Genomic DNA, 14,059 nt, shown 5'->3' on the forward strand with positions numbered 1-14,059 from the left:
AATTTAAATATGTATTCCTGCATAATTATATAAATATAGGGGATTATTTTGGAAAATTTTGATGAAACAAATTATTTTGAAGATAAAGATGAAATAAAAGACGATGAAGTACTAGAAATACCTAAGGAAATTAGAAGATTAAATATTGAAACACATGATTATCCAATTGAAGTCTTAGTAAAAAAAATCCAAGATAAAGATATCATATTAAGACCTCATTATCAAAGAGATTTTATATGGGATAGAACAAAATGCTCATTACTTATAGAATCAATTTTATTAAATATACCATTACCTCCTGTATATCTTGCAGAAGAAGAGGATGGTTCTTTAAGTGTAATTGATGGGTTACAGAGATTACATACTTTTTTAGATTATTTTGAAAATAAATTTTCATTAACAAAAATGGAGGGAGAAGGTTTAGTTGAATTAAATAAACTAACTTATTCTGGACTTCAAAAAGATTTTCCTAAAGCAAAAAGAATATTAAATAAAGGAAATATTAGAACTATTACAATAAGTAAAGATTCTGATCCTGATATAAAATATGATATATTTGAAAGATTAAATTCTGGTTCAGTAAAATTAAATGATCAAGAAATTAGAAATTGTATTTTTCATGGTAAATTAAATGATGCAATTATGGGAACATACAATTTAGAAGAACAAATTTACAATAATAATGGATTAAGACACAATAAAGTAATTCAACAATCAATGAATTTAACTGAAGCTCATCCTAGATACTTAGATGCAGAAGTTGTAATAAGAATATTAGCAATGATGAAATATCATAATAATTTACAAACAAAATATAAAAACTCAATGAAATTATTAATTAATGATTATATGAAAGAACATAAAAATTCTTCTGATCATGATATTGATTTAATTAAAACTGAATTTGAAAATACAATGAATAAGGTATTTTCAGTTTTTGAAGATAAAACTTTTAAAAGATATTCTGATACAGATGTTGAGAAAACATTAAATCGTTCAATTATGGATTGTATAGTTGTTACTTTTAAAGATAGAAAAATTGAAGATTTAATTACTAAAAAATTTGATATCGTTAAGTTAATGGATGAAATGCTAAATGACAAAAATAACAAATATATAGGTAGAATAACTTCTTCATCTTTTAGAGACTTAGTTACAAAATGGACTTCAAGTAAAAATGTTTTAAAAGATAGGCTAGAATTGTGGGATTTAAATTTTAATAGTTTAATGGATAGTTAAGATGAGTCATTTTTCTTCATATTTAGCGTGTAGAGAAGAATTAAAATCTATTTTAAATATAATAGAATATATAGAAAGTATTTCTCCAGATGAAAATACATTAAATACTATTAATAAGGGTAATGCAATTATTTTAGGTAGTATATTCGAAAGTTTTAATGAAAATATTATTCAAGAATATATTGATCAATTAATAATTAAATTTAATAATGGATTAATAAAATTTGATGCCTTATCTACAGAAATTCAAAAGTATATTTCTAAAAAAATTGTTATGCAACATCATAAAAAAGAGTTTTCTAGTATTCATCCTAATGAAGCATTTGAAATGATTAATAAGTTTATGATTCATATTGGTCAAAATAATCAAAATTCTTTTATTATTAATAATGAATTAGATGAAATAAATAAGTTCAACTTTGGAAAACATGGAGAAACTGAACTAAAAAAACTTTTTAAAAGAATAGGATTTGATTCTTTGAAAATTAGATTTAATATTCTAAATGATTTTTTCTTCATAAGAAATACTATTGTACATACTGAAAATATAAATGGATCAATTACAACAAATTCTATAACTAGTTCCGAATTAAAAAAATACATTAAGTACTTTAAAATGTACGCTAGATATATAAATAGTATATTATCTAATAGATAATTATTACTAGATACTTTTTCAATATAGCAATATTAAAAGGCTAAGGCACACTTCGCCCTAAAGTGCTTTTGACTACGTCAAAGTGTGATTAAGGTAAACATTAATAATCCTTTCGCCTCTCGTTGCATTTAATTAAATAGTAAAGCAATCAATAAAGCTATCTTTCTATCTCATAGTTTTTTTGTTGCTTTTGGCTTTTAAAATACTTTTGAAAAATGAAATTAAAATCAATGTTTGATTCTGAAGCTTATTTATCTTTTTAGTTTGTTTCTCTATTATTTGCTTATCTTTTATTTGTTTAAGCTCCAAATTTTGAATTAATTTTTGATTTTGCAAATCTTTTTGTATTATTTTATAGTTTTCATTTTTCAAATGTTGATTTTCTCTTTTTAAATGTGTAATTTCATTTAGTTGAATATTAAGAGGTTCTTTAATCTTATCTACTAATTTGTTAAACATTATATTTCTATCTTCAACTTTATAAAAAGTATTACCTAATAATGGAGTTTCTTTTTTAGTATGTTCTTTTACAATTTTTGCAATATCATTCTTTAAAGATTTTTCATAGTTTTCTACATTTTCAACTTCAATTTTTTTATCTTTTATACTATTTTCTAAAGCTTTATATTCTTGTCTTTTTTGTTTTTCGAGTTGTTGTAATTGTAAATATTGTTCATTAAATTCTTTATATTCCAAATCAAACTTTTGGTATAAATCTCTTTGCTTTTTCATTTAATTTTTTTGTTTATTAATTTCAGTATAAATATTTTTAAGTTCTTTTCTGAGTATCGATATCGACAAATAAAGACTTTAATTGTTTTTGTTTTTGCTGCTTGATATAATCTTCTCTACTTAAATGTTCTTTTTTTGTAGCAAACTTTGAAACACCTCTTTTAAAATCAAGATTAACTTTTTGAAAACTATCTTGGGGTCATTACATAATACCATACAATGTGTAACAAGTATTAATTTACTAAATTCATAAAAAAGTAATTATAAACACTATAAAACAAAGTTTTTTAAAAAAAGTAAAGTACCAAATAAAGATTATATTTATTCTTAAATAGATAGTAAACAATGTCAAAGATTTTATTTATATAAGTTTAAAAATTTATCTTTTAATAAGGATTTTTTTCATATTATTAGACCAATAAGCTCTAGGTTCACCCTGAATAGGGATTGCCTCTCTCGTTTTATCGATGATGATGCCTTGAGTATGGCTTTTTCTGACATATCTCAGAGTGTTTTTTACTTTTCTTTTTTTATATTATTTTATATGCCTTATTTAGAGTATCCTGTTTGTTTATATCGTTAGATATTTCAATTTTTCTATTAAGTGATTATTATATTTACTATTTTTGATTTTTAGTTTAAGTTTTTTTAGAAAATAACTTCGTATATATAATTCAATAATTTTAATATCACTAGAATTTTTCATTGTATTTAGATTTCTGACATATTCAATGAATATTTGATCTATTTCTGCATCAAATAATATTTCATCAGATAATTCTTTGTGTAATTCTCCAGGATGAATAGTTTTGGTTAATTCTTTTTTAAAATTCAATTCTGAGGGGTTAATCTCTTCAGCAGTTTGTGGATTAATTGCATATACCAAATTAATATCACTTCCATCATATGTATTCGATAAACATATAATATAACGGGCAATACCAAATAATTCAACATATGCATTGATTATATTTTTATTACTAAAAACATATACACAATGTAAAGGTGTAGCAAAAGGTCTATTTTCAATAAAGATATAATTATTATACTCTATACAGTTGTTAACATCATTTTCTAAAAAATCTTTTGCGACTTTACAATATTCTAATGTACTCCCATTATTATGAGTAGAAAGGAGTGCTAATGCTGATTTTACTATTGATTTTGAAAAGTTTGATTCAAGTTCGGGAATATTTAAATTAAATGATGTATTTATTTTTATTTCTTCATTGGTTACAAAATCTTTTTCTTTTATTGTTTCCTTTGGTATTATACCTAATTTTTTTAATTGTTCTAAATATTGATTTCCTCTTTTTTTATTAGGTGCAGTAATAAAAATTTTTCCATTCTCTTCATCATAAGTATATTCAGGTTCTATTTGTTCAATTTTATTTGAATTTATAAGAAAATTATTATTTGAAAGTGTGTCCTTAACTTTAATATCCTGAACTTTACCTCTATCTCTTTTAATATTGAACATTACAGATAAAATTTCCCCAAAATTTTTATCTATAGCATGATCCCATTCTTTACCTGTTGTTGTATTACAAGTTTTACAAATAAAACCTTTGACTTTTTTTTGGCCACCTATACTATTTTTAATAATATGTTCACCCGAACAGTGTCCTTATTTAATTTCTTATCACATAAAAAACATCTTGTAGCCATTTATTTATATTCCTTAATCTTAATATAACTATCGAATATCGATTATATTTGAAATAGCATAAAATTAACAAATAGCATACATAAAAAGTGTGTCATATAGCAAAATGCTTACAAACACATTGAGGTGTTTGTATAGAGGTTACTATAAAAAACATTTGAAATTGAGTTTTTTTATCTATGTTTAATGTGAATATCTAGACGATAATAGTACATAACTTATTTATATCGAGTTGATATTGAAATAACCCTGTAAAATGTGATAAGATAGAAATCTTATAAAAAATATGTAATTCATATATGGTATTTAGAAAAAAGATGATAGAGAATTCTTAGGTTGTTCAAGTTATTATAAAACAAGTTGTAAATATACTCAAAATTTCCAGATAAATAATTTAAGCATATTTCATAACTCATTAAGAATAAATTAATATTTTAGTGTTGGAAATTTACTATTTAATTATTCTATTATTTAGAAAATAATAAATATTCAAATTAATAGTTTATACCTATAAAAATAATTATGAGATATACAAAATAAAAAATCTATACTTAGAAAAACATAAAGTCAAGAATTTAGGGAGTGTTAGATAATATTTTTCTTAATAATTGATTAAAATACACATTTTATTGATATCTACTTTAAGTTTAAATGTATTATTTTACCAAAAAATTATCCCTAAGTACTTAAAAATGGTTTTTAACAGATTTAAGCTTATTGCGAACACTATTAAGATTATATTAAGCTATATAAGAAGTTTGGAAATAAATGATTTAAACTCTTTTTTTATATTTTATTATTATATAATGCATATTATAATTTGTGATTATTTCTTAAAATAAAATTAAGTAAATTAGATTTTTAATTAATGTACCATTTTAAATTGCATTACCAATATATGTTCTTATATAAAGATCACCTTTATATCTATTTTTTTATAATAATTTAGCTTCAATAAATATACCTTGTAATTGATAAAATATCAACAATTAGTTTATAATATGCTACAACCAGTATAAAAATATTCAAATTAATAATCTATACTTAGAAAAACAAGAATAAAATATTTATTTTTAGGAGAAGATTGTAATATAATAGATATATATTAAATATAAAATTTTAAATAACAATAAAAGGATTTATTGATAGTATGAAAGTTAATATAGATAAGGTTAGATATAGTAGAGCAGGACATGATTTCCATTTATTATGGACTTCAAGACGTTCTCTACAATTATTAAATCCGAAATCTGATTTGGTTGCAGTTTCAATTGAAGGGATCTCCCCTGAAGAAGAATTTATAGATGAAAAAGGTCTATTATCTATTGATACTGCTGAATATGATACTTCCGAAAATATAGCTGAAGCTTCAAAGATTAGATATTTTCAATTGAAATATTCGACTACAGATTCAACTAAAGAGTGGACTGCTAGTACATTATCTCCTAGACAAAAGAATCATCCTAAAGGTACAATAAATTCATTTGCTAAAAAATTTAAAGAAAATATTGATAAATATGGAGTAGATTTTGTTCTATCTAAATATGAGTATTATTTCGTAACAAACAGACCTATTGATGATAATATTAAAAAGCTTTTAAAGTTAAATAGAAAGAATAAATTAGAAGATGGAAATGAAGAATTTACACAAGAAATTCAAAAAATATATAAACGTTTTTTAGAAGATTCTGAACTGATAAAAGAAGAATTTCATAATTTTTTATTAATATTTGATTTTTTGGATACAGAAGATACAAGGTATTATCAAGAACAAAAGCTTAATCAAGAAATTAATGATTTTATTCCAAGTTTTGATATGGATGTTTCAATAAAGCTAAAAGAGTTAATAAATTCAAGAGCAATGCCAGAATATGAAAATGATCCTGTAATTAGAAAAGAGACTGTTTTTTACGCTTTTGGGATAACTAAACTTGAGGATATTTTACCAGCTCAATCATCTTTTAATATCTTAGAGAATTATATTCATAGAGTACAAGAAAGAGAAATTGCAAAGTGTATATTAGAATCTAAATATCCTGTTGTAATTCATGCATCAGGTGGTGTAGGTAAATCAAGTTTTGCACAAAATTTATCATATTTAATGCCAAAGAATAGTAAATGTGTTATTTTTGATGGATTTGCAAATGGTGCATATAGATCACCAAAAGATCAACGACATTTACATAAGAATGGATTGATTCAAATAATTAATGAGTTTGCGATCCAAGGATTATGTTTACCTTTACTACCAAGAAATACAACAACTGACGAACTTTTAAAAGCTTTTTATAATAGATTAGAACAGATTGTATTTGAAGTTAAGAGTCATGATGAAAATAGTATTGTTATAATTATTTTAGATGCTGCAGATAATACACAAACTGCTGCTTTAGAGTTTGGGCTACAATCATCTTTCTCAAATGATCTTTTAGGAATTCCCTTACCTAATGGTTGTAAAATAGTAGCTTTATCGAGAACTGAACGATTAAATATATTGAATTTAAAAGAAAATGTATTAAAGATTAAATTAAATTCTATGACATTTGAAGAAACTAAAGAATATCTTCAAAGTAAATTTAAAAATATTTTAGATAAAGATATTGAATCATTTAATAAATTTACTTTTGGTAATCCTCGTGTTCAATCTTATTTATTAGATTCAGGACGTTCATTAAATGAGATAATAAAACTATTAGGTCATAAAGGATTAAGTTGTGAAGACCTTATAGAATTACAAATAGAACAACATTTAAATAATTTACAAGAACAACAGGTATATAAAAAAGAGGAAATAAATTTACTCTGTGAATCTTTAGCTATATTACCACCAATGGTACCAATGGACATATTAGCTAAAGCTAGTAATATTGACAAAAGTTTAATTGTAAGTTTTTCAGCTGATTTAGGATTAGCACTATTTATTAAAGGAGAGAATGATAGTATACAGTTTAGAGATGAACCTGTAGAGACATGGTTTAAAAAAAGATTTAAAGCTACGAAAAATACATATGAATTACTTTCTTCTAGGCTTTATGATTTAAAGGATTCAAATCCATATGTTGCTATAACCATTCCTAGATTATTATATGGAGCCAAGCGATATGATGATTTGTATAATAATATATATTCAAATAATTTAGATATTACTGATCCTATTCAACGACAATCAATTATTATAGAAAATGTCACTTATTCTATTAAAATTGCTAGTCAACAAAAAGATTTTTTAAATTTAAATAGATTACTTTTAGAGCTTTCAAAAGTTTTATCTATAAAAGATAGAGGCTTAGAATTTATTTTTAATAATGCTGATTTAATAGCTACATTGGTAGGACCTGAATTTATTAACGATTTTTTATATAGAGAAAAACAAATTGATAAAGCAGGAATCATATATGCTAGTAGTGCATTGATGTTGTCTATGAACCCACTTTATCATTCTGAATCAAGAATATTTTTAAGACTTACTCAAGAATTTTTAAAAGAATGGGTTAATTATTCCAATAATGAAAGATATGAACATCGTATTGAAAATAGAGATAGAGCAAATATTACTCTGGCATATCTATACACAGAAGGTATAGAAAAAGCAGTTTATGAGTTAAATAGATGGCTTGATGATTCTGTAAAATTTGAATCTATCAAAATAGTAATACAACATTTGATAGAACATCAAAAAATTAGTTTGATAGAAGAATTATTAAATTATACAAGTTTGAAAAATATTAATATGATGTTCGCAATTATGGTTCAATTACATCATTATAATTTACCAGTATCTAAAAAAATTATTTTTATAGCTTTGAGAACTTTACAAAAAATTAAAAGTAAAATAGATAATACTCTTTTAGAAACAGTTATTCAATTAGCACTTAAAAATAGGCTAAATAAAAAGTCTATATTAAAACTTATAACCAAATATTTACCAAAAGGTGAAATACATAAAATTTCATACAATTATGAAGATAGAGGTAGACTTTTTCTATTCTATCATGTTATTTATAAGCTATTAAAAGATGAAACTTTAGATCTAAAAGATTTTATAAATAAAGATTCTGAAGACAGTAAACAATATTTTTTAAAAGCTCTTTTCCATATTTATAAATTATATGGAGAAATTATTTCGCAACGTAAGAATCTTTTAAAAGAAGAATATATAGAGGAAATTAAACAATGTTTGAGTAAATCTTCTGTTGATGAATGGAGATTTGAGAATAACTATAATTTAAGAGATATACCTTATATAATTACATATATTACTACTGATATTTTGTTATTGATTGATAGTATTGAACATTATAGTATTGTTTTAGAATATCTTAAAAAAAGAAAAAATTATGTTCCCCACCATGTTTTTATAAATATTGCTCAAAAAATATTATATAAAGACAAAAATATAGCATTAAAGTTTATTCAAGAAGCATATAATTCTACTGTTTCTATTAAGATTAGATCACAAGACTCAAACAACCTTGTAGAGTTAGCAAGAGCTATACTTCCTATATCAAAAGTCGAAGCTCAAGCGTATTTTGAATTAGCATTAGAATCTAATTTAAACCTAGGCGATGATGCTAGAGCTAGATTAAACTTATTATGCAACATTACAAATAAACTTGATAGAACTGATAATTGTCCTAAATTAGCTTATGAATTCCTGAGAGTGTCAGAGTTAGTGTATCATTTTGATGGTCATAAATTTCAATGGGATATTATAATCAATGCAATCTATAATATAGATACTCATTCAAGCTTAGCTATTGCAAGTAGATTAAAAGATAGAAATATAGTAGATTTCTATGAAACCTTAGCTGAAATCCTTAATAAATTACTTCAAGATAACTATATTTCTGCACAAACATTTACTTCAATGATTATTCTTATACAAAACTATGGGTATGGATTTCATAAATCTATAAAGATATTATCTAAGAAAGATATTGATAATGATTTATTTACAAGTCTTATTTCTAAGCTTATTAAAAATATGTTACTTGAAAACAATGGAATAGATTCATATTATATTAAAAAAATCCAGAATATCTTAAAAGAAAAAAATATTAAAAATAAAGATATTGATTTTTATTTAGAATATAATGAAGAAGATGCTTATAAAAGTAATTTTGAAAAAGATGATGATGTTATTGATTGGGATAATATTTTTAAACAATTTGATTGTCTTACTTCTGAAAATATACAAGAAGCTTATCATTATTTTAGAGAAAACACTAAATATGTGGATCACATTTATTTTTTTAAAGAGATGAGAAAAAGAATTAATTTTGATAATAGAAAACATAATTTAGATAGCTTTGTTAATTGTGATTATGGTATTAAAATTATAATTGAACAAATTGCAGAGTATTATGAAGATTGGAAGGATAGTGTTGCAATAAGAAAATATATACCAAAACTTATTGAAAATATTTTTCTTAATCAGTCTGGTCTAATTTTAAATTCTTATTGGTTAGGTGAGAGTTTAAATATTGCTGTAAAGTTAACGGGGAAATCTAGAACAAATTTGATTTTAATATTATTAGAAAAAGGTTTAGAGAATATTCAATCATATTCATATGAAACTATTTTAAGACTAGTAAATGAATTTAAAAATCTAATAACTTCTGAAGAGACAAAAGAACTATTGACTTTTGGAATTGAACAATTTAAAGAAGATTTAGAAGATGACAGTAGTGATGGAATTTGGCAAGACAATTTAATTCCTCCATCTAATATTAATGATACTTTGGGTGCATTTATTTATATTGCTTTAGGTTCTACAAAAGCTGAAGATAGATGGCGAACTATGTATACTATTAGGATGTTGTGTGAATTTGAAGAAAAAGAAATTATAAACTCTATTTTAAGACAGTTAGAAAACTATAATATTTCTTTTATAGACAAGCATTTTAAATTTTATGATTTACATGCAAAACAATATCTTTTTATTGCATTGGCTAGAGTAGCACTTGATGATTCTAAAATTTTAAGACCATATTCTAATATATTTAAATACTACTCAATAGATTGGCTTTCTCATGCACTAATAAGAAAATATTGTGTTGACATAGCACTATTAATTGAAAAGCAGTTTCCAAAGACTTATACATTAAAAGATTTGGAAGAAATAAAACAAAAAACAATTTCAAAATTTCCAAAACAAATTATTACTAGAAAAGGAAGATATTCTAAAAAAAGAGTAGAAGTAAAAAGATATAAACGTTTACGTTTTGGAATAGATTGGGAACCATATTGGTTTGAATATTTAGCAAATGCTTTTAGTATAAGTATTTCAGATATTTCACAAATGATTGAAAACTTGATCATTGATGATTGGGGTTATGATGAAAAATTTGAACATTGGGATTATGATTTAAGATCTAAATATAAAATATTTGAAGATGATATGAAAACTAATATATGGAAAAGTTACTACCCTAAACAAGATAGATTAAGTTTTTATATAACTTATCATGCAATGTTTTGTGTTGCAGGTAAATTATTTGATAATAATCCAATTTTTTATGATGAGGAATATGAAGATAATCTATGGGAAGATTTTTTATCAAGACATACTCTTACAAGAAGAGATAATAAATGGGTGTCAGATAGAAAAGATTTTTTTCCTACTAATTTATATCGAGATTATAAAGAATTGTTAAAAGATAATAACTGGCAATTCTCTGTTACACATAATGATTTTGACAAAGTTTTAAGATTTAAAGAAAATGATTTTCAATATTTACCGATTTATGGAAGTTGGGAATATAGTAATGAAGAGATTTCAATTGAAAGTGTATTTGTTAACGAAACAAGCTCTCATGCATTATTAAGGGCACTTCAAACGGTTGAAAATCCTAGAGATTTTTATTTAGCACCTGATCAAGACAGAAGAATTGTACAAAAAGATCAATTTGAAATGTTTGGTGTTATTGAAAATTGTGTTTCTTTAGATTTAAAACTAGATCAATTTGATTCATTGGCAAAAATTCGTTATCCTGGAATAAAACCAGCAGAATATATTATTAAAAAGTTTGAACTTCAATCAGATGTAGAAAATAGGATTTGGAAAAATGCTCAAACAGATGTATTTATTTCTGAGTTATGGAGTGATAGGGGGAAAAGATTGCAAGTAAATTATGATTCTTTATTATATATGCTATCTGTTATGAAAAAAGATTTGTTGGTTAATGTTGAAATAAAACGAGAGAAAAGATCTTACCATATAACTTATGATTCTGATAAAATTTATTATCCTCCTTATTTTAAACTATATTTATTTAAAAAGGATGGTACTATTCATGAACTCTACAAAAATTATAAAATTAGGTGAAAAAATTGTTGATGAGCTATTATTGAGTGATGGAGTTGATACATTATCAAAATGGATGGCTCACTATATTGCAGAACTTATTGAAAAAGCTAAATATGCTGAAGGTGAAGAAAAAGAGAAATATGAAAAAGAATGTTTTGAAACTATTTTAAAACTATGGGGAGAAATGTATAAAGTTCCTAATGCAAAAGCCCCTTTATCTCGTTTTGAAAAAATTTATGAACTTTGTGATGAAATGATGTCTAAAGATAAATATAGATATTTCCATGCAAAACATGAAGATGACTCAAATGAATTTTTAGTATTAGCAAAAGTAGTAGATAAATTATCTAAAAAAATTGTTCAAAATGCATTTTTTCTTGCATATCAAGATGCTGTGAAAGAAGAAAAAGAATGGCTAGAATTTGATATAGTAGCTGATATACAAGAACTAAGACAAATAGATAATTTATTTAAAGATAATTGTGATATTGATCAAAAAGAAAAAGAAGAGTGGATATCTACAATTAATAAATTATTAGAAATAATAGATTAAATTTATTATTTAATATAATATCAAATTAATTTGTATAAAGTTATTTTTTATGTATAATAACTTATGAGATTTGAAAATAAAGAATTTATACCTTACAAATTCCCATATGAACATAATTACAGAAATTATGCCCAATTTGTTATTTCTAATGATGTAGATTTTAGCAAAAATGATTATTATGTATATTTAATATCTAATCCTCTTAAATTTAATTACCAAAAAACTAATAATAATTATTATGTATTTGTTGCAATATTAGTTCAAAATAAGGAAACAAAAGAATTTTCTATAAAACTGGAAAAATTTGATTTTAAATCTATACTTCAATTAAATATTTTTGGAAAGATTAATCCATTGGGAGATGTTTCTTTATTTGAAGATATTGATGATAAGTTCAACAAACTAATATATGAAACGAAAATAAATATCTCAGATACTACTCAGTTTGAGAAATTTAGTTTAGAACAAGTGGTTGCAAGATTTAATATCCTAAAAAGAGCAGATATTCATAAATTAAATCATTTTAAAGATTTAGAGTTTTATTTGTATCATGTAGATGGTAAAAAAATATTAATTCCCGCAATGGAGATACTTAAATATTTTTATTTATTTAATTATACTTACCAAGATGAACCTAAAAGCCATTTTTGCCAAGATATATTAACACCAATTGGCATTTTAAATAGTTTAAATATTAATAAATATGATTCATCGAAAAAACACTATGAGTTAGAAATTAATGGAAATTATAGTGAAAATGATATTTATAAGATTTTATTTTTTATTACTAATAAAAAAAGGTTACAGCAATATTCAAGTGTAGAAAATATTTATAGAAAAACAAATATTATTAGTGCAATGTTACCTAGAGAAGATTTAAGATTAATGGCTAGAGTTTTTGATTACAAAAAAATAGATTTACTTCTAATTTTAAATATTGTAACGCATAATTTTGATTATACAAAAGATTTTCCAGATAATTTTACATGTGAGTATAGACATCCAAAATCGCAATTTAAAGAAAAAGATGAGAATAAAAGGGATTCATCTAAAGATGTAAAAAAGAAAGCTCGTAAAAATACTAATTTAGAAACAAATGATGATTTATATGGAAATAATGAGCTTGAATATGAGGAAGAAACTCTTTCAACCTTCAAATTAAATATAAATTGTGAAAAAGCTTCTGAACCTATAAACTTGAATCTTACAAAGATTGTTGATAAACAAAAAAAACAACAAGGTGGAAAGAAAAAGAAAGATTATTCGGATTTAAAAGATACCCCTTTAACATCAAAAGAAAATAAAGGTAGTAGTGATGAAGCAATATCTAAAAAAGAAGATAATAATGAAGAAGAAAGTGATTCAAATAAAAATGATTTAAATTTAATAGAAATTTTAAATCATTTAAAAAATAATATAGATTTTAAATTGGTTGATGAAAAAACTTTTAAATTTCCTGAAGTTCTTAATAAAAAAGGTGAAAAAGTTAAAAAGAGTTTTATGTTTATAGATGAAAAAAATCAAATAAGACGTAAATATTATATTGCTAAATTAAAATATAAAAATAGTAATGATATATATATTATTGAATTACAGCGCAGATTGAATAAAGAACAAAAATCATTTTTAATCATAAATAAGAATTCTGAAACAATAGATAGTTTGGATAGACAATTTATTTCTAAAGAATTAGTTGATCTAGCAAAAAATGGAAATAGAATTTGGTTTTCTTCAAATATAGAATTATTAGAAAAGGAATATTTTATATTAATGCATAGAGGTAATGTTAGTTCTTTTGAAGAAAAATTAATTATGAAATTAAGTTAGAGATATTGAGTGAAAATTTATTTTTATATGTGGATTTACCCCCCCCCTATATGACAAAATAGATTGGTTTGATAT

General features: G+C 23.3%; 7 protein-coding genes and 1 pseudogene. 5 read left to right on the forward strand and 3 right to left on the reverse strand.

All coding sequences use genetic code 11. The annotated features are described in order from the left end of the window. The first annotated feature begins 48 nt into the window (after positions 1-48). Both CRU91_RS03820 and CRU91_RS03825 read left to right on the forward strand, forming a co-directional pair. Positions 49-1,239 (forward strand): DUF262 domain-containing protein, encoded by a 1,191-nt coding sequence (locus CRU91_RS03820; protein ID WP_222718388.1) that lies wholly within the window; start codon positions 49-51, stop codon positions 1,237-1,239. A gap of 1 nt (position 1,240) precedes the next feature. Continuing rightward, entirely contained in the window at positions 1,241-1,897 is a 657-nt protein-coding gene (locus CRU91_RS03825; protein WP_113893569.1) for a HEPN domain-containing protein, read from the forward strand. Between the two features lie 165 nt (positions 1,898-2,062). Here CRU91_RS03825 and CRU91_RS03830 read toward each other — a convergent pair whose 3' ends face one another. The 3 genes and pseudogenes from CRU91_RS03830 to CRU91_RS12530 form a co-directional block, all read right to left on the reverse strand. Further along, positions 2,063-2,629 carry a hypothetical protein gene (locus tag CRU91_RS03830; protein ID WP_113893571.1) on the reverse strand — a complete coding sequence of 189 codons (567 nt, stop codon included), beginning with the start codon at positions 2,627-2,629 and terminating at the stop codon, positions 2,063-2,065. A 571-nt stretch (positions 2,630-3,200) separates the two neighbouring features. Next, the gene (locus CRU91_RS03835; RefSeq protein WP_235826941.1) at positions 3,201-4,109 is read right to left on the reverse strand and encodes a hypothetical protein; all 909 of its coding nucleotides are present in this window, start codon (positions 4,107-4,109) and stop codon (positions 3,201-3,203) included. A gap of 30 nt (positions 4,110-4,139) precedes the next feature. After that, positions 4,140-4,235, reverse strand: a pseudogene (locus CRU91_RS12530) (hypothetical protein); the annotation flags it as partial. A 1,210-nt stretch (positions 4,236-5,445) separates the two neighbouring features. On the opposite strand from CRU91_RS12530, the gene CRU91_RS03840 reads away from it, so the two are divergent. The 3 genes from CRU91_RS03840 (at position 5,446) to CRU91_RS03850 (ending at position 13,984) form a co-directional block, all read left to right on the forward strand. Continuing rightward, entirely contained in the window at positions 5,446-11,622 is a 6,177-nt protein-coding gene (locus CRU91_RS03840; RefSeq protein WP_113893573.1) for a F0F1 ATP synthase subunit delta, read from the forward strand. Then, entirely contained in the window at positions 11,591-12,157 is a 567-nt protein-coding gene (locus CRU91_RS03845; protein ID WP_113893575.1) for a hypothetical protein, read from the forward strand. Before CRU91_RS03840 ends, CRU91_RS03845 begins: the two co-directional genes overlap by 32 nt. 63 nt (positions 12,158-12,220) lie before the next feature. Then, positions 12,221-13,984, forward strand: a complete 1,764-nt coding sequence (locus tag CRU91_RS03850) for a hypothetical protein (RefSeq protein ID WP_113893577.1) — start codon at positions 12,221-12,223, stop codon at positions 13,982-13,984. Positions 13,985-14,059: the final 75 nt, after the last annotated feature.

The organism is Aliarcobacter vitoriensis, assembly GCF_003316695.1.
GTDB lineage: Bacteria > Campylobacterota > Campylobacteria > Campylobacterales > Arcobacteraceae > Aliarcobacter > Aliarcobacter vitoriensis.